Consider the following 23,383-nt stretch of genomic DNA (forward strand, 5'->3'; position numbering starts at 1 on the left):
TACACTTACTAAAAATAGCAGCGCGCTTCGCTTCGGCGCGCTGGCGAAACCTGGCTTTCACCAGGAATTTTCCCTCCTGTTTTTAAGAAATTTCTTAAGCGCGATTTAAGTCCACTTGTATTAAGTCGCTGTTGAAGGATGCCTGACGCGCAACGTGCTGTCAGAGAAGAAGCGCCGTCATGGTGGCGGCGCGCGCAACCGGTCCAGCGAGTGAAACCATCCGTGAGTAAACGCATCCTCAGCCTCCTTCTGTTACTGGGCTTTTGTCTGTCTGCCTGGGGTGCAACCACGTTAAATTTCTCGCCGCGCTATGGTCTGGTAGCACCGGAAGTCACGCTGTCGCCGCAGAGCCAGCAGTGGCTGAAACAGCACTCTGTACTGCGCGTCGGCGTGTGGAACAACCCGCTGCCGCCCTATTCCGTGTCGTTTGAAGCCAACACCTACGAAGGACTTTCGGCCGATTATCTGGCCATCGTGGCGAAGGCGTTAAATCTGCCGGTGAAAATCAAGGTGTATAAAACCCGGCTGGAGCTGGTGGATGCGCTCAACGACGGTGAAGTCGATCTGATTCCTTACTACACGCTGGCCGCCAATCAGGATACGCAGCTGGCGCTGAGCCTGCCGTATTCACTGGCGCGCAGCGTATTAATCAGCAAACGTAACGCGACCTTCGACAGTGAGCTGAAAAATAGCCGCTATCGCCTGCTCTATTACGGTGATGCAGAACTCAAAGCGCTGCTGCACAAGCGCTATCCGCGCGCCACGCTGGCGCCGGCCGCGCCGCCGCTGTGGGCCTACACCGATACCGCGTTTAGCGAAAACACCCTGTTCTGGAGCAACAGCGCCACTCAGCGCTTTCTTTCGCATCGCGGCCTGCAGAATGTGATTGAAGCGCACAGCACGCCGTACACCAACGATGTCGACGCGCGCTTTGCCAGCAACAGTGCCAATCTGCCTCTGATCGCAGCCATCGATGAAATCCTGAAAAACATTCCGCTGCGCAACGCGGTACAGATCGCGGAAGCCTGGAGCCTGGATTATCAGTCGGTGGTGAAAAATTATCCCCTCGATCTGAGCGAACAAGAGGCCGCGTGGCTGGCAGAGCACCGCGAGATCACCGTTAACTACGATCCTTCGCATACGCCATTTACCTTTATTGATAACCGCCAGCGCGTGGTCGGCCTGAGCGTGGACCTGCTGAAAATGATTTCCCAGCGCACCGGCATTCGCTTTCGCTACAACCCGATTCAGGGATTGAGCAACATGCGCGATACGCTCAACCGCCAGCGCGATGCGATTATTGCCGTCAGCGACGCCACCGCGCAGCAGGACAACAAAATCCGCTACACCCGCTCCTACATCTACTCGTCGTGGGTAGTGGTGACGCGCAAAGACAGCCCGTGGAAAAGCTTTGATGAGATGGCGGGCAAGCGCATCGGTATCTATGAGCGCGCTTACTATCGTTACGATTTACGTGAACGCTGGCCGGGCATCAACTTCGTCGAAAACGGCGTATCGATTGATTCACTCGGTCAGCTACTCGATAAGCAGCTGGATGGCTTTATCGTGCCGTACGAGTCGTCGCTGTTTCTACTCAACAATCACTTTAATGACAGCTTTAAGGTCGCGTTTGTCGCGCCGCTGCCGATGTTCCGCATGGCGATGGCGGTCAATGGCCAGGATCAGGTGCTGCTGTCGATCCTTAACAAAGCGCTGTCCGATATTCCGCAGCCGACCATGCAGTCGCTGATGGAGCGCTGGATCAAATACACGCCGCCCGCCACCAGCACCTCGTGGCAAAGCTATCGTAGCTATATATTGCGCATCGTCGCCGTGGCCGGGCTGGGCCTGCTGTTTTTCCTGTGGCGTAACCATCTGCTGAAAACCTCTCTGGCCAAACAGCGCGAGCACGAGCGTGAAATCAGCGAGCAGCTGGCGCATATCGAAGCGCTGATGGCCGACCTGCGCAAAGCCAACGAAGTCGCGGTGCGCGCCAGCGAAGCGAAAAGCACCTTCCTGTCGCACATGAGCCATGAAATCCGCACGCCGCTGGCGGCGCTGATTGGCCTGCTGGAAATCGAGCATCTCGGCCAGAGTAATGAACAGCAGCGGCAGAAAAACATTGATGTCGCCTGGGAGTCGTCGCGTTCGCTGCTGTCGCTGGTGGGCGATATTCTCGACCTGGCAAAAATCGAATCCGGGCATTTCAGCGTGCAGCTGCAGCCGATGTCGCTCAGTGAAGTGGTGCGTGATTGCGAAGCGCTGTTCCGCCAGGTGGCGCTGAACAAGGGGCTGGCGCTGAATATCGTGCTGGAGCTGGAGCAGGACCAGGTGCTGTTTGACCCGGTGGCGCTGAAGCAAATTCTCTCCAATCTGGTGAGCAACGCCATCAAGTTTACTTCGCACGGCGAAGTGGAAGTGGCGCTGTATCAGGCAGAAAGCACGCGGCCGGAGTATGTGCTGGAGGTGAGCGACAGCGGGGTTGGCCTGACGGCAGAGCAGCAGCAGGCGATCTTCGAGCCGTTTATCCAGGTCGGTCAGGGCAGCAACCGCGCCAGCGGCACCGGGTTAGGCCTGAATATCTGCCGCCGGCTGGCGGTGATGCTCGGCACCGAGCTGCACGTCGAGAGTGAACCGGGTGACGGCAGCGTGTTTATGCTGCGCTTCCGCGCGGAAGCGGCGAGCATTGAACATGAGCAGCCCGCCCTGCCACAGCCGGTGGAGCCAGCAAAACAGGCTGCACTGCGCATTCTGATTGTCGATGACAACGCCACCAACCGTCTGCTGCTGGCCCAGCAGCTGCGCTACGCCGGCCACCATGTGCTGGTGGCGGACGGCGGTGCAGCGGCACTGGCGCTGTGGCGCGAAAATCAGCCGGACCGCGTGATTACCGACTGCAACATGCCGGAGATGGACGGCTTCGAATTCACCCGCCAGTTGCGCGCCGAAGAGAAGCGCCTGGTGCGACGCGCGGTGCCGGTTTACGGCCTGACGGCGATGGCGGAGGAGCGCGTGGCGCAGCTGGCGCAGGACGCCGGCATGAACGGTTGTCTGTTTAAACCGCTGGAGCGCGCGCAGCTGCTGCAGGTGATCACCGGCGCACCGATGAACCCGACGCGCGACGATACCCTGCTGACGCTGGAGAATCTGGCGGCAAACAACCCGCAGGCGTGGCGCGACCTGGTGACCACCGCGCGCCAGCAGAACAGTTACGATCTCGCCCAGCTGACGCAGGCGGTGGCTGCGAACAATTTTGCTTCGGCGCGTCACGCCGCGCATCAGCTACTCGGCAGTGCCCGAATGCTGCGCGCCGACGCGCTGCAACATCGCTGCCGCGCCGCCGAACAGGCGGCGGAGCATGAAGATGGTGCGCTATTACAGCAGCTGCTGCCGGAGGTCGCCGGGGCGGTGGCCGAGCTGGACGCGCTGTTCCTGCGTGCCCTGGAAACACCTATTCCTGAAGAGGTGATGTAATGAAAGAGAGCGCAATCTGGCAGATTGCCGTGCTGGACGATCATCCGCTGATTGGTAAAGCCATGCAGTACCGCTTAGCGCAGGAGCCGCAGCTCGATCTGGCCGGGGCTTTTGCCCAGCGCCAGCAGCTGATGGCCTTCCTGCAACGCCACCCGCTCGATATCCTGGTGCTGGATTACATGCTGGGTGAAGACCAGCTCGACGGGCTGCAAATGGTGAAACAGCTGCGCCTGCACTACCCGCAGCTGAAGATTCTGGTGTCGTCCGCGGTGGAAAAACCGGCAATTGTCCAGCTGTTGCTGAAAGCCGGCGTGCAGGGTTTTGTCGGCAAAAGCCACGATCAGGAGGTGCTGATCGATGCCATCCATCAAATCTGTCGCGGCAAGCGCTTCCTGACGCCGGACATGATGCTGGAGCTGGATAAATTCCAGGAGAGCGATCGCGAGATGCACGACTACCTGACGCCGCGCCAGGCGGGCGATGACATCACGCTGCTGCTGCGCGAGCTGAGCCCGCGCGAAATCGAAGTGATTCGCTGTTATCTCGACGGGTTGAGCATTACGCAGATCGCCGGTAAATACGCGCGCAGCCGCAAAACCATCAGCGGTCAGAAGCAGACCGCGCTGCGCAAACTGGGGCTGCGCTCGGATCTCGAACTGTTTAAGTACAAGCAATATTTCACCGAGCTGGTGACCACCCAGTAAGCGACTGCGCTGCGGATAAAACCGGTTCTGTGACGCGGATCAAGGCTTAATCGCCGCACAATGCTGCCCTCATGAATTCTAGTATGGTAGTTTAGCCGTTATCATACAGACACGATGACGGTGGATGACATAATGCAGCTGACAATGCGGTGGTTTGGGCCGAAGGAAGACAAGGTTTCGCTGGAATATATTCGCCAGGTGCCGGGCGTACGCGGCGTGGTGGGCGCACTTTACGATGTGCCGGTGGGCGAAACCTGGCCGCAGGAGAAGATCCAGGCGCTGGTCGATCAGGTGCACGCAGCCGGACTGACGGTCGAAGTGATTGAGAGCGTTAATATTCACGACGACATCAAGATCGGCCTGCCGAGCCGCGATCGCTACATCGCCAATTATCAGCAAAGTATCCGCAACCTGGCGGCCGCCGGGGTAAAAGTGATCTGCTACAACTTCATGCCGGTGTTCGACTGGATGAAGACGGATATGCATTACGTGCTGCCGGATGGCTCCATCACCATGGCCTTCGAGAAACAGGGCATTGATAAAAGCCTCGACGAAGTGGTGAAAGAAGTACTGGGCAGCGCCAACGGCTTCGCGCTGCCGGGCTGGGAGCCGGAACGGCTGGCAAAAGTTCAGGAGCTGTTTGCCAAATATCAGGACGTTGATGACGCGAAGCTGCGTGAAAACCTCGCGTATTTCCTCAAAGCGGTGATCCCGGTGTGCGAAGAGGTGGGCGTGAAGATGGCGATCCACCCGGACGATCCGCCGTATTCGATCTTCGGTCTGCCGCGCGTGGTGAAGAACCGCGACGATCTCGACTGGATCTGTAACGTCGTCGATTCTGAAGCCAACGGCATCACGCTGTGCACCGGATCGATTGCCGAGGATCCGCAGAACGATGTCTATGCCATTCTGGCCGAATTCTCGCGCCGCAAGCGCATCCCGTTTGCCCACGTGCGCAACATCAAGATCATCCGCGATAAAGATTTCTACGAGTGCGCGCATCCGACGGAATATGGCTCGCTGGATATGTATAAAGTGCTGCAGTCGATGTATGACAACGGCTTTGACGGCTATATCCGTTCGGATCACGGCCGCTTTATCTGGGGTGAAACCGGGCGCCCAGGCTACGGTTTGTACGACCGCGCGCTGGGCACCACCTATCTGCTGGGCCTGTGGGAAGCGCTGAGTAAGCGTTAATGGGCTACGATCTGGCGCTCACCCTTGCGGCTTTTTCAGTAACGGCACCAGCAGCGCCGCGACGAAAAAGCCTGTCATGATCAGCCAGAACGCGTCGGAAAAGGCCTGGGTGCGCGCTTCACGCAGCGTCAGCGCCGCCAGCGACTGCAGCGCGGCCGTATGCGCGGCATCCGGGCTCAGGCCGCTGGTCATCAGCGCCTGAGCGCGCCCCTGCAGAAAATCACCCAGCGTCAGGCTGGCGCTGTTGAGGTGATCCGCCGACCGGCTAAAGTGCAGGTTGGTGCGGTCGTTGAGCACCGTACCGCACAGGGCAATGCCAATCGCACCGCCAAGGTTGCGCATCAGATTAAACAGGCCAGACGCGAGCTTCAGGCGTGCCGGTGGCAAACTGCCCAGCGTCAGCGTCACCGTCGGTGCTACGGCAAACTGCTGCGCCATACCGCGAAACGCCTGCGGGAACAGCAACTCCTTCGCCCCCCAGTCATGGGTAATCGGCACGAAGAAATGCATCGACAGCGCAAAACAGAGCAGCCCCGCCGCCAGCAAAATACGCAGATCGACGCGGTTCGCCAGCCAGGCATACAGCGGGATCGACAGAATCTGAAACACCCCGGTGGAGAAGATCGCCAGTCCAGTCTCCAGTGCGCTGAAGCCGCGCACCTGGCTGAGAAACAGTGGCGTAAGGTAAATGGTGGCGAAGATCCCTACGCCCGCCATAAACGAGAAGTAGCAGCCGAGGCTAAAGTCGCGGTCCCTGAGCGCGCGTAAATCGACGATCGGTTTAGCATGCCGCAGCGTGCGGATCACAAACAACACGCCCGCCGCCAGCGCAATCCAGCCGGTGGTGGCAATGGTGTCATCATCAAACCAGCCCCAGCGCGGCCCCTCTTCCAGCGTATATTCCAGACAGCCGAGCGCCAGCGCCAGCAGCACGATGCTGAGATAATCCGCGCCGCGCAGCAGTTCGCGGTTGGGCGCGTCAATGTTCACCAGCAGCGGAACCGCAATGGTGATGTAAATACCGGGAATGATGTTGATAAAAAACAGCCAGTGCCAGCTGAAGTTATCGGTGATCCAGCCGCCAACGGTCGGGCCAAGCGTCGGCGCCAGCGACGCCAGCGCGCCGACGGTCGCGGCAGCAATCACCCGCTGCCGGCCCTGGAAAAAGGCGAAGGCGGTAGTGAACACCAGCGGGATCATCGAGCCCCCCGCCAGCCCCTGCAGCGCACGGAACGCGATCATGCTCTGAATGTTCCACGCCCAACCGCACAGCAGGCTCATCAGCGTAAAGCCGCAGGCCGAAGCGGCGAACAGCCAGCGCGTAGACAGCACGCTGGCCAGCCAGCCGGAGAGCGGGATAATAATGATCTCGGCGATCAGGTAGCTGGTCTGCACCCACACGGTTTCATCATCCCCCGCCGACAGGCCACCGCCAATGTCGCGCAGCGAAGCTGAGACAATCTGGATATCCAGCAGCGCGATAAACATGCCTATGCACAGGGTGGCAAAGGCGAAGACTTTCCGGCTGACCGGCATCTGCGCGGGCGCGATTGGCGCGGCGACCACGCGGCTCATTGCGCGCTGCGCTCATCGACGGTCACGGTCACCGACAGTCCCGGACGCAACAGCCCGAGCGTGGCCGCATCGCCGTCCAGCGCAATGCGCACCGGTACGCGCTGGACAATTTTGGTGAAGTTACCGGTGGCGTTTTCCGCCGGCAGAATGCTGAAGCGCGAACCGGTCGCAGGCGACAGGCTGGCGACATGCCCGCTGAAGGTGCGGCCTGGCAGCACGTCCGCGACAATTGTTGCCGTCTGGCCTGGCTGCATGTGCGCCAGCTGGCTCTCTTTAAAGTTGGCGTCAATCCACAGCCCCTGCGCCGGCACCAGCGACAGCAGCTGCGTGCCGCTGCTGACATACGAACCAGCCCAGGCGCGGCGATTGCCGATTACGCCATCAAACGGCGCGCGGATAGCGGTATATTCCAGATTGAGCTGTGCCAGTGCCAGGTCGGCCTGCGCCTGTGCCAGCGCGGCGTGCGTCTGCTGCTCGCGCGCATCAAGCACCTGCAGCTGACGTTCGGCGACCGCGCGATCGGCACGGGTTTTGCCCTCCTGCGCCAGCGCCTGATGGTAATCGGCCTGCGCATGATCGCGAATCTGCTGCGACACCGCAGCGCTGCTCACCAGCGCGTCATAGCGGCGCTGGTCGGCGGTGGTTTTCTGCGTTATCGCCTGCGCCGCCAGCAGCGCAGCACGCGCGCCGTCGATGGTGGCCAGCTGGAGCTGGCGCGTGGCGGCGATATCCTGCAGCGCCGCCTGCTGCGCAGCGACTTCGCCCTCCGCACGGTCAACCGCCGCCCGATAGTCGCGGTTATCCAGCTGTACCAGCAGGTCGCCCTTTTTAACCGCCGCATTATCCTGCACCGCCAGGGTCTGGACATAGCCGGACACTTTGGCCGAAATCGCACTGATATCCGCGCCGACGTAGGCATCATCGGTCGAAGGCATAAAGCGCGCGCTGTGCCACCAGTAATAGCCATAGCCGGCCAGCGCCACGCCGCCGCAGGCCAGCATCAGCAGCAGTGCCGCTTTTTTCCGCGTCAGGCTCATGGTTCGTTCCCGGCCACCGTCTGCGGGGCGAATTTTTGCGCCGTATCGCCTGCGCGCTTTCTCGCCAGATACTGCTGGCGATAGTGCATCATCGGGCTGGCCGCCGGGCCTGGCACCATCTGGTATTTGTCACTGGAGAGCGGCTGGCCGGTGGCGCTGTCGACCATTTGCGGCGTCACCGGGCGCTGGGTGGCGCTTTCAACCAGCTGCATCTGCCGCCCTTCCGGTGAGAAGTGGGTGCTGCCCCACTCGGCCAGCGCCAGTATTACCGTGCGAAAATCGCGGCCCGCCGCAGTGAGCTGGTACTCGTAGCGTGCCGGAGCGTCGCTGTAACACACCTTTTCCAGCAATCCATCCTCCACCAGCTCTTTCAGCCGGCGCGACAGAATATTGGGCGCCACGCCGCTGCTTTTCTGAAATTCATCAAAGCGGGTAAAGCCGGCCAGCGCATCGCGCATGATCAGCATGCTCCAGCCATCGCCGACGCGTCCAAGGCTGCGTGCGATAGGGCACGGCATATTACACAGAGGTTGGTTTTTCATGGGCCAGTTCCCGATGTGAAGTCGATGCGGGATACTGTGGCAGGGTAACTTTCATTTTGCAAGTCACTTGCAGAATGAAAGTAATAAACAGAACGTCAGCGCGCGTTCTGGCGCAGCCTCACAGCCTGTCGATCAATTCCTGCCGGTGGTCATGCAGCAGACGCAGCATTTCACGCAACAGCGGATCTTCGTTGCCCTTCTGCCACGCAATACTCAGCGGCAAGCCTTTGATCTGCTCAGGTAACGTCAGCGCGATATAGCGCACGCTGTCGCTGTTCATGGTGCGATAAGAGGCTGGTACCACCGCCAGACCGAGGCCGGCGGACACCAGGCTGAGAATGGTTTGCTTCTCTTCGGCATATTGCGCGATATGCGGCGTCAGGCCGGCCTGCTTAAACAGGCTGATGGTGAGATCGTGGCTGTGCGGCCGTGTGCGGCGGTCCGGAATGATCATGGCTTCATGCTGAAAATCCGCCACCGTCACCTGCGCTTTTTCCGCCAGCGGATGCTTCAGCGGCACTGCCAGCACGCAACTTTCGCGGGTAATAAAACGCAGCGCCAGGGACGCATCCATACGCTGCGGCGCGCGGATAATAATCATATCCAGCCAGCCGGATTTTAATTTAGGAATCAGGTTAAGGGTTTTATCTTCGATAATATGGATATCGCTCAGCGGATGACGCGGCACAAATAAATTCAGCAGTGCCGGAACTAAACCGCGCGCGGCGCTATCGATAGCGCCAATGCGTAATGTCCGGCGTTCATCTTTTAATCCGCCTTTAAAACGCAGCGCCAGCGCATCAAACTGATCGATCAGTTTTCCCGCTTCGTCAAAAAACAGGGCTCCCTCGGCGGTTAATGAAACATTGCGCGTTGAGCGGTTTAACAGGCGCACGCCGAGATCCTCCTCCAGCAGGCGAATAAAGCGGGAAAGTGATGCAGGCATCATTTCCATACTTTGTGCCGCCCGACCGAAATGCAGTTCTTTACCCACCGCGACAAAACAACGCAATTGATTTATATCCACATTTCCCTCACCGCACGATTATTCAAATAGTTTATATAATCCACGCCTGATGATCGCGCAATACAAACCTGCATACTGCATTCGACAACCAGAAAATAATACTACCCTACACAATCTGGAGCACTTTAATATGAACTCTCACCTCGAAAAAAGGGTGATGCGTAAAGTGACGTTGCGCATTGTGCCCTTCATCATGCTGCTCTATTTCATCGCGTTTCTCGATCGCGTCAATATTGGTTTTGCCGCGTTAACCATGAATCAGGATTTAGGTTTCTCGCCTACGGTATTTGGTTTTGGCGCCGGAATCTTTTTCCTCGGCTATTTTCTGTTTGAAGTCCCGTCGAATTTAATTTTGCACAAAGTGGGCGCACGCATCTGGATCGCCCGCGTGATGATCAGCTGGGGATTGGTCTCCGGCTGCATGGCGCTGGTGCAGGGCACCACCAGCTTCTACCTCCTGCGCTTTCTGCTCGGCGTGGCGGAAGCCGGTTTCTTCCCTGGCATCATTCTCTACCTCAGCTACTGGTTCCCGGCGGCGAAGCGCGCGCAGGTTACCGCCATCTTCATGGCTGCCGCCCCGCTTTCTACCGCGCTCGGCTCGCCGGTCTCTGCCGCGCTGCTGGAGATGCACGGTCTGCTGGGCTACGCCGGCTGGCAGTGGATGTTCGTGTTAGAAGCGATTCCGGCGTTGCTGCTGGGCATCGTGGTGCTGTTTTTCCTCACCGACCGTCCGGCGCAGGCTAAATGGCTGAACGCAGAAGAGCGGCGCTGGCTGCAGGAGACCATGCAGGCTGAAGAGCAGGCGCGGTCGACGCAGCACGGCCACAGCAGCGCCTGGCGCGGGCTGGCGGACAAGCGCGTACTGGCCCTGGCGCTGGTGTACTTCGGCACGTCGGCCGGGCTGTACACGCTGGGGATCTGGTCACCGCAAATCATCCGCAGCTTCGGCGCCTCCTCGCTGGAAATCGGCTTCCTCAATGCTTTCCCGGCGGTGATCGGCGTGATTGGCATGATCCTGTGGGCACGTCACTCCGATCGTCGTGGCGAGCGCAGCTGGCACGTCATTGGCGCCTGTTTACTGGCTGCCGCCGGGCTGATTTATGCCGGTAACGTCAGCACGCTGCTGGCGGTGATTATTGCGCTGACGCTGGTCACGGTCGGCATCAGCGCCTCCAAGCCGCCGCTATGGAGCATGCCGACGCTGTTTCTCAGCGGGCCGGCTGCAGCCGCCGGCATCGCCACCATTAATTCCATCGGCAACCTCGGCGGTTTTGTCGGCCCGATGATGATTGGCGTGATCCGCCAGCAAACCGGCAGCTACACCTGGGGACTCTATTTCGTCGCCGCGCTGCTGGCGTTGTCCGCGCTCATCGTGCTGATTCTCGCCGCGCACACGCCAAAACCGCAAAGCGCCGATCTGCCTCATCCTCATACCCATTAATTGACTGGAGAAGACTATGCGTAACTACAAAATTGCCGCGATTCCGGCAGACGGTATTGGCCCGGAAGTGATTTCGGCTGGCGTTGAGGTGCTGCAGGCGCTGACGCGGCACGATGAACAGCTGACGTTTGACGTGCAGACCTTTGACTGGGGCTCGGACTACTACAAACAGCACGGCGTGATGATGCCGGAAGATGGCCTGCAGACGCTGAAGCAGTTTGATGCCATCTACTTTGGTGCGGTGGGCGCGCCGGACGTGCCGGATCACATCACGCTGTGGGGGCTGCGCCTGCCGATTTGTCAGGGCTTCGATCAGTACGCCAACGTGCGGCCCACCAAAATTCTGCCGGGCGTGACCTCGCCGCTGCGCAACCGTGGACCGGGCGATCTTGACTGGGTGATCGTGCGCGAGAACTCGGAAGGGGAATACTCCGGCAACGGCGGCCGTGCGCATCGCGGCCTGCCAGAAGAGGTGGGCACTGAAGTGGCGATTTTCACCCGCGTCGGCGTGACGCGCATCATGCGCTACGCCTTTAAACTGGCGCAGTCGCGGCCGCGCAAACTGCTGACGGTGGTGACCAAATCCAATGCCCAGCGGCACGGCATGGTGATGTGGGATGAAATTGCGGCGGAAGTGGCGCAGGAGTTTCCGGATGTGCAGTGGGACAAGATGCTGGTGGATGCCATGACGCACCGCATGACACTGCACCCGCAATCGCTGGATACCATTGTCGCCACGAACCTGCATGCGGATATTCTCTCCGACCTCGCCGGCGCACTGGCCGGCAGTCTCGGCGTCGCGCCGACTGCCAACATCGATCCGGAGCGGCGTTTTCCGTCGATGTTCGAACCGATTCACGGCTCGGCGTTTGATATCACCGGCAAAGGCATCGCTAACCCGATCGCCACCTTCTGGACCGCGGTACAGATGCTGGAGCATCTGGGCGAGCGCAACGCGGCCGCGCTGATAATGCAGGGCATTGAACACGTGTGCGCGGCGGGCATTCTGACGCCGGATGTCGGCGGCAGCGCCACCACCGCTGACGTGACGCGCGCGCTGGTGCAGTTTATTGAGGCCAAATCTCAGGTGGCGGCAACCGCCTGAGTCGAAAGGCGGGGTGTTACAGCGCCGCCGCCAGCCGGTCCAGCACCAGCAGGATGCCATAGCGCCGCGCCGGTGCTGCATCCGGCAGCGGCAGCCAGTAGTTGGCCTGGCTGGCGAGATCCAGCGCCGCCGGGCACAGCGCCATCACTGGGGTCTGCTGGATGTGAGCGTGATGCACCGCGCTGAGCACGCTGCTGTTGATGGTGTCCGGCGCGAGGATCAGCAGCAGATCGTCCGGCTGCAAACGGCTGAGCGTCAGGCGCAGCAGGTTGTCGTCCTGGATCCACGCCAGCGCCAGCCCGGCCTCACTCAGCCGCTGCTGCACTTCCGCCACCAGCGGCGTGTGCTGGCCGGCGGCACCGATCAGCAACACGCTACGTGCCTGACGCAGCGCCTGCGCCGCCTGCTGCCAGCGGCTGTCATCCAGCTGCTGCCACTGCTGGGCCAGCGCCTGATGCAGACTCACCAGCTGCGGCACCGCACCGTGGCTGGAAGTAGCCGGTTCAGCGCTGGCGCGTGCCAGCCGCATACGCAGATCGCGAATATCGTCGCAGCCGACCGAACGGGCAAAGCGGGTAATGGTCGCCGCACTGACTTCCGCCCGGCTGGCCAGCTGTTCAATGGTGGCCGAGGCCGCGAACGCGGCGTCACGCAGGATGGCGCGCGCCACCCGCTGCTCCTGCTGGCTGAGCGAAGCCTGCCGCTGACGAATCACCGTCATAAACGCACTTTCCTGCTGGCCGGCCTGGCGCACCTGGTGCAGAAAATCATCCAGATCGCGGTAGCCCGCCGAGGCAGCAAAGCGCTGGAGTACAGCCGGGCTAACACCCGCCTGCGTCGCCAGACTCTCCATAGTGGCCTGCGCGCTGGCGTGCAGGTTATCCAGAATAAATCGCGCCAGCTTTGATTCCTGCGCATCAAAACGCGCCGACTGCTGCTGCAGTTGCCAGACAATATCCATTAGCTCATCACATCCTCAGTAACGAACTCTCATGATGCATGAAAATATTTTTCATGGTGAGATTTTTTTCAGCTGAGCGCACTGAATTTTCCTGGAATTAAAGCACTCGCAACAGAAAATCATCGTACCGATCACACCAATGAAAATTATTTTCATGGCAATTTCATGATTAAGCTATTGATAAATAACACTTTAAATAACTTTCATCACAAAATCATCTGGCCGCAGGGTATTTACAGTGCAACTGCGACAGGTCTTAAATGCCGGAGTCAATTCACAGGAGGATAAATTATGCGCATTGTTCTTTGCTGTGCCGCTGGCATGTCTACCAGCATGCTGGTGAATAAAATGCAGCACGCTGCACAAGCGCGCGGGCTGGCGATCAACATTCAGGCCGTCCCGGTGGCCGATTTCGAACGTATCCTGCCGGATGCGGATGTGGTGCTGCTCGGCCCACAGGTGCAGTTTGAAGCTGCCCGCCTCACCGCCATCGCGGCCCCGCAGGGCAAGGCGGTCGCCGTGATCGACATGATGGATTACGGCATGATGCGCGGCGAACAGGTGCTGGATAAAGCGCTGGCGCTGCACGCTTCCTGATTCTTCGTTTCCCCTAATCTGACTGATAACACACGGCGTTGCGCTGTGGGAGATTCTGCATGCCTGAAGATGACGTAATGGTGGTTCCGGAAGAGGAGATCATGCTGCTGCTGGTGCAGGCCGGTGCCGCGCGCAGCGCCGCTCTCAGTGCCCTGCGGCTGGCGCGCGCCGGCCAGTTTGAGGCGGCACAGCAGCAGCTGGCGGCGGCGCGGGAAAACGTGAGCAGCGCGCATCAGCAGCAGACGGCGCTGATTAGCCTGGACGAAGGCAGCGGCCGGCTGCCGGTTACCCTGATTCTGGTTCATGCCCAGGATCACCTGATGAACGCCATGCTGATTCAGGATTTAGCGGGCGAAATCATTGAACTCTATCGCCGTACCACGGCAGGAGAAAACGATGCTTAAGATAGCAATCATTGGCGGCGGCAGCAGCTATTCGCCGGAGCTGGTGGAGGGAATCATTAACCGTTATGCGCAGCTGCCGGTAACCGAACTGGCGCTGGTGGATGTGGCGGCAGGACGCGAAAAGGTACAGATCATCGCCGATCTCACGCGCCGTATGCTGCAAAAGAACGGGCTGGAGCAGGTTAAGGTCAGCGTGCATTTCGCGCTGGATGAGGCGATTCGCGGTGCGCGCTTTGTGCTGACACAGCTGCGCGTCGGCCAGCTGGCGGCACGCGCCGCCGATGAACGGCTGGGCCTGAAGTATGGCCGTCTCGGTCAGGAAACCACCGGTGTCGGCGGCTTCGCCAAAGCACTGCGCACCATTCCGGTGATGCTGGAGATTGCGCGCAAAGTGGAACAGCTGGCGCCGGACGCCTTCATCATCAACTTCACCAATCCGGCGGGCATCGTCACCGAAGCGGTGGCGCGCTTCAGCAACGCGAAGATCATCGGCCTGTGTAACGTGCCGGTGAATATGCACCATATGATCGCCGGCATGTTACAGGCGCCGTTTGACGAGGTGGCGCTGCGCTTCGCCGGGCTGAACCATCTGGTGTGGGTGCATCAGGTGCTGTGCCGCGGCGAGGACGTGACCGCCGGGGTGATCGAACAGCTGTGCGAAGGCCAGTCGCTGACCATGAATAACATCAAAGAGATGCCGTGGTCGCCGGCGTTTCTGCGGGCGCTGCAGGCGATTCCCTGCCCTTATCATCGTTATTACTGGCAAACGCCGCAGATGCTGGCCGAGGAGCAGGAGAAAGCGCAGCACGGCCAGGCCGGAACGCGTGCCGAGCAGGTGATGAAGGTGGAAGCCGAGCTGTTCGCGCTGTATGCCGATCCGCAGCTGGCGCACAAGCCGGAGCAGCTGAGTTTTCGCGGCGGCGCGTATTACTCCGAAGTGGCCGTTGAGCTCATCAGCGCCATCCATAACAATAGCGGGCAAAATCTGGTGGTGAACTGCCAGAACCGCGGGGCGATTCACGGTCTGCCGGACGACGCGGTGGTGGAAGTCAACTGTGTGGTCGATGCACAGGGCGCGCACCCGCTGGTGTTTGGCGCGCTGCCACCGCTGATGCACGGGCTGACGCAGCAGATCAAAGCCTTCGAGCGGCTGACCATCGACGCGGCGGTACACGGCGATCGCGGTGCCGCGCTGCTGGCGCTGGTCGGCAACCCGCTGGTCGGCGACGTCGCCAGCGCCGAAGCGCTGCTGGACGAGGTGCTGACGCTGAATCAACCGTGGCTGCCGCAGTTTGCGTGATATCCCTGTCGCAAACCGCACCCTGGCCGTCGTGGCGCGCTTTATCGCGTAATAAATTGCGCCGCGACGGCGGGTGCAGGTATCCGCTGCCGCGCCGAAATGACACGTATTGACCTGTTAATTTGTTGCGCCATTGTGCCCGAGGAGGCCCTATGTCCAACCGTAATATCATCGAACGTTATGTGCTGCCCGCCGCGCTCAAGGTGGCCGGGCAGAAGCATGTGCTGTCCGTGCGGGACGGCATCATTCTCAACATGCCGTTCATGCTGATCGGCAGCTTTTTTCTGATCTTCGCCTACCTGCCGATCCCGGCGTGGGGCCATCTGATGGCCGACCTGTTCGGCGACAGCTGGCGCAATAAACTGCTCTATCCGGTGCGTGCCACCTACGACATCATGGCGCTGATCTCCAGCTTCGGCATCGCCTACCGGCTGGCGGAGAAATACCGCACGCTCGACCCGCTGACCAGCGGCGCGATGGCGCTGGTGGCGTTTGTGATGACCATTCCGCAGCAGACGCTGTTCGCCCCGGTTGAAGGCGCGCCCGCGCAGCTGGTCACCGGTGTGCTGCCGATTTCACTGATCGGCAGTCAGGGCCTGTTCGTGGCGATTGTGATTGCGCTGCTCTCCACCGAAATCTACCGCTTTGTGCACAGCCGTAACCTGGTGATCAAGATGCCGGAAGGCGTGCCGCCGGCGGTGGCGAAATCGTTCCTCGCGCTGGTTCCCGGCTTCTGCGTGCTGGCCGTGGTGCTGCTGCTGCGCCTGGCCGTTGAAGCCTCACCGTTCCACGACATCAACAACCTGATCGCTACTGTGATTGGTTTGCCGATGCACCACGTCGGCGGCACGCTGCCGGGGATGATTTTCTCGGTGCTGCTGATTGGCATTCTGTGGACGCTCGGCCTGCACGGCGATGCCATCGTGCTGGTGTTCATTCAGCCGGTATGGCTGTCGAACATGAGTGAAAACCTCGAAGCCTTTCAGCATAACCAGCCGATTCCGCACATCTTTACCCAGCAGTTTTACGATTTATGGATTGCGCCTGGCGGCACCGGCGCGCTGCTTGGGCTGGTGATCTTTATGCTGATCCGCGCGCGCAGCCGCCAGATGAAACAGCTGGGGAAAATCGCCGCGCCGGCAGCGCTGTTCAACATCAGCGAGCCACTGGTGTTCGGCATTCCGCTGGTGATGAACCCGTACCTGTTCCTGCCGTTTATCCTGACGCCGGTGCTGCTGGTGATTGTTTCGTGGGCGGCAATGAGCAGCGGTCTGGTGGCGCCGCCAGCCGGCATCGCCCTGCCCTTCACCACGCCAATTTTCGTCAGCGGCTATCTCGCCACCGGCGGCCATATCTCCGGCACGGTGTTGCAGGTGGTCAACCTGACGATTTCGCTGGTGGTCTACTATCCGTTTTTCCGCGTGTGGGATCGCCTGAAACTGCGCGAAGAGCAGCAGAACGAACAGCAGGCGCAGGCCGCCAGCGGCAGTGCCGTCGTGCCTTCCTGAACCACTCCCTCTGCCGGGTGAGCCCTGCTGCGCACCCGGCCGCATCCTTCCACTTTTTGCAATAATGACTTCGCAGATCTGGCTATTCTGCCAGCAATACGGCTGTGCGAACCTTAGGCCACGGCTCGGGATCACCCCGGCCACAACCTGAGGAACCGCATGATGAAACTTTACAATTTAGCACTCTCCGGCCACGCTCACCGCGCACTGCTGGCACTGTCACTGCTCGGCATAGCGCATGAAACGGTCGAAGTCGACCTGCCTGGCGGCGAACATAAAACCCCGGCGTTTCTCGCCATCAACCCGTTCGGTCAGGTGCCGGTGCTGGAAGACGATGGCGTTTACATCGCGGATTCCAATGCCATTCTGGTGTACCTGGCGAAGAAATTTAACCGCAGCGACTGGCTGCCGGAAGATGCGCTGGGCGCCGCCCAGGTGCAGCGCTGGCTGTCGGTAGCGGCCGGTGAACTGGCTTACGGTCCGGCGGCGGCGCGCCTGATTACCGTGTTTGGTGCCAAATTCAACGCGGAAGAGGTGCTGGCGCGCGCGCATCTGATTCTTTCGCGGCTGGAAAGCCATCTCAGCCAGCGTGAGTGGCTGGTGGGCGACCATCCCACTATTGCTGACATCGCTTTATATAGCTACCTGGCCGGAGCGCCGGAAGGCAATGTCGAGATGTCCGGTTACCCTGCGGTGAATCAGCTGCTGCGCCGGATTGAAGCGCTGCCCGGCTTTGTGCCTTTTCCGCAGACCGCCGCCGGCCTGCGCGCCTGACAGGAGCCAGCATCATGGGCGAGAAACTGATTACGCTGCCGGTATGGCATGACGGTGAAATTGCGCTGCAGCAGCAGGCGGGAGTGGCAGAACGTATGGCCGATGTCGGGCAGCGCGTGATCCGCGATTACATGCCCGATCAGCATCGTGACTTTTACGCGCAGCTGCCGTTTATCGTTGCCGGCAGCGTTGATGCACAGGGTGATGCCTGGGCCACGCTGCTGGAAGGCCAGCCCGGTTTTATCTTCTCGCCCAACGCCACCACGCTGGATATCGCGGCCCGTCCTGACGCCAGCGATCCGGCGGCCGGCGGGATGACCGATGGCGCGCCGGTGGGCCTGCTCGGCATTGAGCTGCACACGCGGCGGCGCAACCGCATGAACGGCGTGCTGACGGCGATTGGCGGCGGCCTGCGCGTGCAGGTTGACCAGAGCTTCGGCAACTGCCCGCGCTATATCCAGCTGCGCGATTTCCGCTTCGACCATGCGCCCGGCAGGGCTTATCAGGGCGAAGTTGAGACGCTCAGCGCGCTGGATGACACCGCGCGCGCCGCCATCCGTCAAGCCGACACGTTTTATGTCACCACTTATGCCGACCAGGCGCGCCGTCAGGTGGACGTTTCGCATCGCGGCGGCAAAGCCGGTTTTGTGCGCATCGCTGCCGATGATGTACTGACCATTCCGGACTTCAACGGCAACCTGTTCTTCTCCACCCTCGGCAATATCGTACTCAACGGCAAGGCCGGGCTGCTGTTTATCGACTACGCCAGCGGCGATGTATTGCAGATGAGCGGCGATGCCACGGTGATAACCGATTCCGCCGAAATCGCGGCCTTTCAGGGAGCCGAGCGGCTGTGGCGCTTTAGCGCGCGCTGCATCGTGCGCCGGCGCGCTGCCCTCGCCCTGCGCTGGGCCGATCAGCCCGACGGCATATCGCCCGCCTCGCTGATGACCGGTGACTGGCCGTCCGCCAGCGAACGCCTGCAGGCGCAGCAGCTGGCGGCGCAGTGGCGACCCTTCCGCATCACGCGGATCGTCGATGAGAGCGCGCAGATTCGCTCGTTTCACCTTACGCCGGATGATGGCGCTGGCGTGCTGCCGCATCTGGCAGGCCAGCATCTGCCAATCCGCCTGACGCTGCCGGGCAGCACTAAGCCATTGATTCGGCAATATACGCTGTCAGTTGCGCCGTCGGATGGTTATTACCGCATCAGCGTGAAGCGTGAAGGCGCCGTGTCGCAGTATCTGCACGATGCCCTGCGCGTCGGCGATCGGCTGGAGGTGCGCGCACCGGCAGGTGACTTCACTATTGATGCACACGAAACGCGGCCAGCGGTGCTGCTGGCGGCGGGCGTCGGCATCACGCCGCTGCTGGCAATGCTGCGTCACCTGATTTATGAAGGACGACGCAAACGCCGGATGCGCCCCGTGTATTTGCTGCAGTCGGCGCGTAACCTGGCCGAACGCCCGTTTGCGCGTGAGCTTGATGCGCTGCTGGCGGCCAGCGAAGGTGCGTTGAAACTGGTGCGGGTGCTCAGCCAGCCGGGCGAAGCCGAAGCGGGCGTGGATTATGACGTTGCCGGACGCATCGATATGGCGCTGCTGTCGCAGGTGCTGCCGTTCAACGATTACGATTTCTATCTGTGCGGTCCGCCGTCATTTACCCAGGCGATGTATGACGGACTGCGCGGCCTGAATATTGCCGACACGCGTATTCACGCTGAAGCGTTTGGTCCGTCGTCGCTGCAGCGTCAGCAGGAGAATGTACCAGAGTCCGCCGCGCTGCCGCCGGTGGCGACCGAAGCGGTGCCGGTGGTGTTTACTGAATCGCTGAAAGAAGTGCGCTGGACGCCGCAGTCCGGCACGCTGCTGGAGCTGGCCGAAGCGCGCGGCCTGAGCCCGGCCTACAGCTGTCGCGCCGGACATTGCGGCAGCTGTAAGACCAGACTGGTGCAAGGTGCGGTGACTTACACTTCCCGGCCAGGCATCACGCTGGCGCAGGATGAAGTGCTGATCTGCTGCGCGGTGCCGGCGCAGGTCGAAGACGGGGACGCGGCGGTGCAGCTGGCGTTGTGAGGTGAGTGCCCGGCAAGCCGGTTATTCCTGGTTATGCATGGATCATATTCGGGGTCAGGGTGAAATTGAAAACATTACTAACATCACAGCGTATTAATCAAAGGGGAGCAGGTCAGTCTCAACAACCAGCCAATGTTTCAGCAGCCTGAGAGAAACGCTTACGCGGTTGCCATCTAAAACTTCATGACCTGAGAGAAGTGCTGCTTTTGCAGTGGTCTATCCGCTCAACCTCTTAATGCGGATATCACCTGTGTGATGAGGTTCTTTGTACTGACCAGCCAGCGCGGCATAGCTATCTGCGCTTCCTGACGGAAAGCATTTATCCGTCAGGGATGAATGTTTCTCCGTCACTATTTCCCACTCCTGGAGTAAACATCATGACTGCTACCACTACTAACAATGCTGCAAACAACGCCAACACTACTTCTACCAAAGCTGAATACTTCAATCTCAACATCAAAGGGCTCGGTTATCTGAGCAATATTCGCAGAATTGAAACCCTCACTGGCGGCTTCCTTAGCGTGGTGATTAATGCGCTGAGCGGCCCCACTGACAACCCTACCTATGTGCGCTTTGATGCCACTGTCGCCGGTAAAGAAGCAACGGACCTTAAAAGTCGCTGCCAGAAAACCGTAGACGAGGACCAGAAAGTGCTGCTTGTTTTTTTTACTCTCAGCAACCTGACGTCTGACATTTTCATGCTCAACAAGGGTGATCATGCAGGCGAACAGCGCGTTAGCTTGAAAGCCAGATTGATTAAGGTCGATTGGATCAAGATTAGTCAGGCGATGGTTTTTAAGGCTGAGAAAAGTGATTCCATCCCACCTAACTCACGTAATTATAAAGGAAATTATGCTGAGAATTCATTTTAACCTCAATGGCCCCCTTAACTAAGGGTGCCATTTTCTTAGGGCAAAATAGGTTTGGTGTAATTGAAATTAGCTGTTATCTGCATTTTTTCATCCAGTCTTGCCTGACGAACCACCAATACTGTATATTAATACAGTCAAATAATTATCTATAAATTTTTTTTTAGTGTGCTGATATGATATCCGCCTGATAAAACAACAATTCAAGGTATCTTTATGACACACACAGCAGACGTCGAAATTGAATGCCCGGCATGCGGAAGTGAAGTAGATGCAGGCTCTCTCTGTGGTTGCGGGTATGACCCCACTCTTGAGCTTAAGCAAAAAGACTACCTACCTCAGTTTGCGCTTACAGCCACTTTGGAAAGGGAACAAGGCAACAATGGGCCAGTTTTTGTTAAGGATCTCGGTCTGCCTTGGACGCTCAATAGCGACGATGTTCAGCAGTTTATCCAGCAAATTGAGAAAAAATTCAAATTCAAAAGAAAGATTCACGGTGTCATTGAAAAAAACATCGTGCCCTTGAGCCCTCCTAAAATACTTAATGGCTATTTAGATCAGAAAGTAGGTTTTGAGTCATTCGTTGATTCAATGATGGAGTTAATGAAGCGTGAGGCTAATGAAGACAAGGCAAAGCTTACCGGCGGGGCTATTGTGTTCATTCATTATAAGGTTGATGAAGATATCGAAAGTGATGGTCGACTTTTCATAATAATGGTTGACCGGAAAGGTGTATTTAATTTTGATGATGACTTAATTCCAGAGAAATTGCCCTCAATTGATATAGATTCTTTAAGACAAGCCGTGTTAGTTGACTTAACTCTTTTTCGCGCAAGCTATCCTGAAAATAATGGTGATCCGTACCTTCATTTTATCAATGGAAAGTCTCGTAGTGAATTTTTCAAACGGGCCCTTGGTTGCAACCCTAAAATTGATAATAATCGCAGCATTCAGCAATTACATCAAGCTATTGATGATTTTGCTGACAACGCCAACCTTTCAACTTTTGAAAAGGTAAAGGTAAGACAAGCTATTGAAGAGCTTTTAAATAAAAAAGCCAAAGAACCAATCGATAAAAAAATCTCAATTGAAGACATTGAAAAAACGATCAATAATTCACTGTCTGATAATAATAATGTTATCGGAAAGTTCGTTTCTTTTGTTAATGCCAATGATTATGCAATCGATGATTTCTTTGAACCAAGTGTTTTCTCTGGGAAAAACTTTGGAGAGATAAAAATTACAGATGATGAAGATGATTATGTCTTTAAGGTCGATATTAATGCCATTAGTGATGATGAGACATCTGGGAAGAAAGTTTATTATGATCGTAAAAATGGTCACCTTGTTGTAAAATTAACAAGATCAGGTGTTGAGGAAGTTGAAAAAATAATTGGCCACGAATGATTCGTTGCAAAGGAGGGGTATGATGAGAAATGAAGACTTTCAAAAATTTGTAAACATTACTTTTTCGGCAGATATTAAATCCGATGGTAATATTATGACTTTTAACTTTGTTGACTCATCCCCCTCCAATTTGTCTTTCATGCAAGATAAATTTGTCGAGTTCGGTCTTTCTAAAAAACCGGATATTGAAGGAAATGATTTAGTAATTACAACTAACTCTCGCTCTTTTGAAGAGGACTCAATCATTTTTCCTTCTTTGGATAGTTTGTGGCGGAAGGCAAAATCATTGGGTAAACTTCCGCAAGACTACATAGTTCTAAGAGAAAAAATCTCATCAATAGAGTATGTTAGCCAAGCTCTTGCTATTTCCCTTTTTTTGAAGTGGAGTTATATCTTAGAATGTGTTTCTAATCACTCATATAAAGAAAAATTCATCATTTACATCCCCAGTGATGATGGTGGTAAGGAACTGGTTGTTGAATCTTATGAACGCCTTGATTTAATACTAAATATCAATCCTATTTCAGAGTCGGAGTCTGCTGCTGATGATTTTTTAAAAATACTCAGCATTAGTGATGCACAAGAAAAAGAGAGAAAGGCAATTATTAGAAATGCCATTTATGACTTCGTGAGTAATGAGGAAAACAAAAATATAGATTCCTTGATCTCATTGGGTGAAAGAATTTACAATCGCTATAACGATTTACTTGAGTTATATACAAATCGATTTTCGGTTAATAAATTACTTTCTGAAATTGAACAAAAAAACCTTGAATACACTTCAAAAATAAATGAATTTGTATCCTCAAGCCAAACTAAAGCTTTTGCCATTCCAGGAGCTTTGATAGCGATTGGAGGTATAGCTAAATCAAATGGTTTTTTAGATTCATTTTTAATTATGGTAGGTTTGTTTTATGTCTATCATATCACCCACATGTCAAACCAAGTTTTGAATGATTCTTATAATTCTCTAAAGAAAAGCATTAAAAAATCATTTGAAAGATATTCTAAGTTTGAAGAAGGCCTGGAAGTTAAAGAAGCAGCAAGTGAGATTAACAAAGATCTATTAGATAAAGTTAATAGTGCACAAACCAGAATATCTAAAGTCAATGGAATTGGAAAAGGGATGCTTTGGGTTGGCGGTGTTTATCTTTTGTTAAAATGGCTATTCTTAGATAGCTAATCTTCATTTACTTAAAATTAACCTTCACCTTTCATTTCCACTTTTCAGCTTAAGAACCAACTCGCATTCACTATGCTAAATCCACGATTAACTCGTGATCAGGATTTAGAAGTGAAAATATCAAACCTTCTCCTTTTATTTGTAATATCCACTCCTAGCCATGCAAGTTTTGAAGCGGGAACAGGGCAGGATATAAGTTTGAA

General features: G+C 57.1%; 19 protein-coding genes. 14 read left to right on the forward strand and 5 right to left on the reverse strand.

Annotation, left to right across the window (positions count from 1 at the left end; all coding sequences use genetic code 11):
- Nucleotides 1–222: 222 nt before the first annotated feature.
- From K7H94_RS15610 to uxuA, 3 genes are all read left to right on the forward strand, one after another.
- Nucleotides 223–3,474 (forward strand): transporter substrate-binding domain-containing protein, encoded by a 3,252-nt coding sequence (locus K7H94_RS15610; protein WP_222951299.1) that lies wholly within the window; start codon nt 223–225, stop codon nt 3,472–3,474.
- On the forward strand, nt 3,474–4,178 hold the full coding sequence (locus K7H94_RS15615; protein ID WP_215786614.1) for a response regulator: 705 nt from the start codon (nt 3,474–3,476) through the stop codon (nt 4,176–4,178). Before K7H94_RS15610 ends, K7H94_RS15615 begins: the two co-directional genes overlap by 1 nt.
- Before the next feature lie 132 nt (nt 4,179–4,310).
- Nucleotides 4,311–5,375 carry a mannonate dehydratase gene (gene uxuA / locus K7H94_RS15620; protein WP_166719824.1) on the forward strand — a complete coding sequence of 355 codons (1,065 nt, stop codon included), beginning with the start codon at nt 4,311–4,313 and terminating at the stop codon, nt 5,373–5,375.
- A gap of 18 nt (nt 5,376–5,393) precedes the next feature.
- Here the strand turns inward: uxuA and K7H94_RS15625 are convergent, their stop codons facing one another.
- The 4 genes from K7H94_RS15625 to K7H94_RS15640 form a co-directional block, all read right to left on the reverse strand.
- Nucleotides 5,394–6,950 carry a DHA2 family efflux MFS transporter permease subunit gene (locus K7H94_RS15625; protein WP_245001376.1) on the reverse strand — a complete coding sequence of 519 codons (1,557 nt, stop codon included), beginning with the start codon at nt 6,948–6,950 and terminating at the stop codon, nt 5,394–5,396.
- Nucleotides 6,947–7,987 carry an HlyD family secretion protein gene (locus tag K7H94_RS15630; protein WP_222951300.1) on the reverse strand — a complete coding sequence of 347 codons (1,041 nt, stop codon included), beginning with the start codon at nt 7,985–7,987 and terminating at the stop codon, nt 6,947–6,949. Before K7H94_RS15630 ends, K7H94_RS15625 begins: the two co-directional genes overlap by 4 nt.
- Entirely contained in the window at nt 7,984–8,529 is a 546-nt protein-coding gene (locus K7H94_RS15635; RefSeq protein ID WP_058780409.1) for a winged helix-turn-helix transcriptional regulator, read from the reverse strand. Before K7H94_RS15635 ends, K7H94_RS15630 begins: the two co-directional genes overlap by 4 nt.
- A gap of 118 nt (nt 8,530–8,647) precedes the next feature.
- Nucleotides 8,648–9,556 (reverse strand): LysR family transcriptional regulator, encoded by a 909-nt coding sequence (locus tag K7H94_RS15640; RefSeq protein WP_222951301.1) that lies wholly within the window; start codon nt 9,554–9,556, stop codon nt 8,648–8,650.
- A 130-nt stretch (nt 9,557–9,686) separates the two neighbouring features.
- On the opposite strand from K7H94_RS15640, the gene K7H94_RS15645 reads away from it, so the two are divergent.
- Nucleotides 9,687–10,997: an MFS transporter gene (locus K7H94_RS15645; protein WP_222951302.1), complete on the forward strand. Its 1,311-nt coding sequence runs from the start codon at nt 9,687–9,689 to the stop codon at nt 10,995–10,997.
- 16 nt (nt 10,998–11,013) lie between these two features.
- Nucleotides 11,014–12,102, forward strand: coding sequence for a tartrate dehydrogenase (locus tag K7H94_RS15650; RefSeq protein WP_058774858.1), 1,089 nt, complete (start codon nt 11,014–11,016; stop codon nt 12,100–12,102).
- A 16-nt stretch (nt 12,103–12,118) separates the two neighbouring features.
- Here K7H94_RS15650 and K7H94_RS15655 read toward each other — a convergent pair whose 3' ends face one another.
- On the reverse strand, nt 12,119–13,063 hold the full coding sequence (locus K7H94_RS15655) for a MurR/RpiR family transcriptional regulator (protein ID WP_222951303.1): 945 nt from the start codon (nt 13,061–13,063) through the stop codon (nt 12,119–12,121).
- Between the two features lie 288 nt (nt 13,064–13,351).
- On the opposite strand from K7H94_RS15655, the gene K7H94_RS15660 reads away from it, so the two are divergent.
- From K7H94_RS15660 to K7H94_RS15700, 9 genes are all read left to right on the forward strand, one after another.
- Nucleotides 13,352–13,660: a PTS sugar transporter subunit IIB gene (locus K7H94_RS15660; RefSeq protein WP_058759671.1), complete on the forward strand. Its 309-nt coding sequence runs from the start codon at nt 13,352–13,354 to the stop codon at nt 13,658–13,660.
- Between the two features lie 59 nt (nt 13,661–13,719).
- Nucleotides 13,720–14,064 (forward strand): PTS lactose/cellobiose transporter subunit IIA, encoded by a 345-nt coding sequence (locus K7H94_RS15665; RefSeq protein ID WP_223815702.1) that lies wholly within the window; start codon nt 13,720–13,722, stop codon nt 14,062–14,064.
- On the forward strand, nt 14,057–15,364 hold the full coding sequence (locus tag K7H94_RS15670) for a 6-phospho-beta-glucosidase (RefSeq protein WP_222951304.1): 1,308 nt from the start codon (nt 14,057–14,059) through the stop codon (nt 15,362–15,364). Before K7H94_RS15665 ends, K7H94_RS15670 begins: the two co-directional genes overlap by 8 nt.
- 152 nt (nt 15,365–15,516) lie before the next feature.
- Nucleotides 15,517–16,872 (forward strand): PTS cellobiose transporter subunit IIC, encoded by a 1,356-nt coding sequence (gene celB / locus K7H94_RS15675; RefSeq protein ID WP_021507630.1) that lies wholly within the window; start codon nt 15,517–15,519, stop codon nt 16,870–16,872.
- Between the two features lie 162 nt (nt 16,873–17,034).
- A complete protein-coding gene (locus K7H94_RS15680) occupies nt 17,035–17,646 on the forward strand; it encodes a glutathione S-transferase family protein (protein ID WP_088516056.1) in 612 nt (203 codons plus the stop codon).
- A 14-nt stretch (nt 17,647–17,660) separates the two neighbouring features.
- A complete protein-coding gene (locus K7H94_RS15685; RefSeq protein WP_222951305.1) occupies nt 17,661–19,721 on the forward strand; it encodes an FAD-binding oxidoreductase in 2,061 nt (686 codons plus the stop codon).
- A gap of 377 nt (nt 19,722–20,098) precedes the next feature.
- Entirely contained in the window at nt 20,099–20,593 is a 495-nt protein-coding gene (locus K7H94_RS15690; RefSeq protein WP_222951306.1) for an STY4534 family ICE replication protein, read from the forward strand.
- Nucleotides 20,594–20,806: 213 nt separating this feature from the next.
- Nucleotides 20,807–21,997 carry a nucleoid-associated protein gene (locus K7H94_RS15695; RefSeq protein ID WP_222951307.1) on the forward strand — a complete coding sequence of 397 codons (1,191 nt, stop codon included), beginning with the start codon at nt 20,807–20,809 and terminating at the stop codon, nt 21,995–21,997.
- A gap of 19 nt (nt 21,998–22,016) precedes the next feature.
- Nucleotides 22,017–23,180: a hypothetical protein gene (locus K7H94_RS15700; protein ID WP_222951308.1), complete on the forward strand. Its 1,164-nt coding sequence runs from the start codon at nt 22,017–22,019 to the stop codon at nt 23,178–23,180.
- The last annotated feature ends 203 nt before the right edge of the window (nt 23,181–23,383 follow it).

Origin of the sequence: Pantoea dispersa, from assembly GCF_019890955.1 — a bacterium.
Lineage (GTDB): Bacteria > Pseudomonadota > Gammaproteobacteria > Enterobacterales > Enterobacteriaceae > Pantoea > Pantoea dispersa.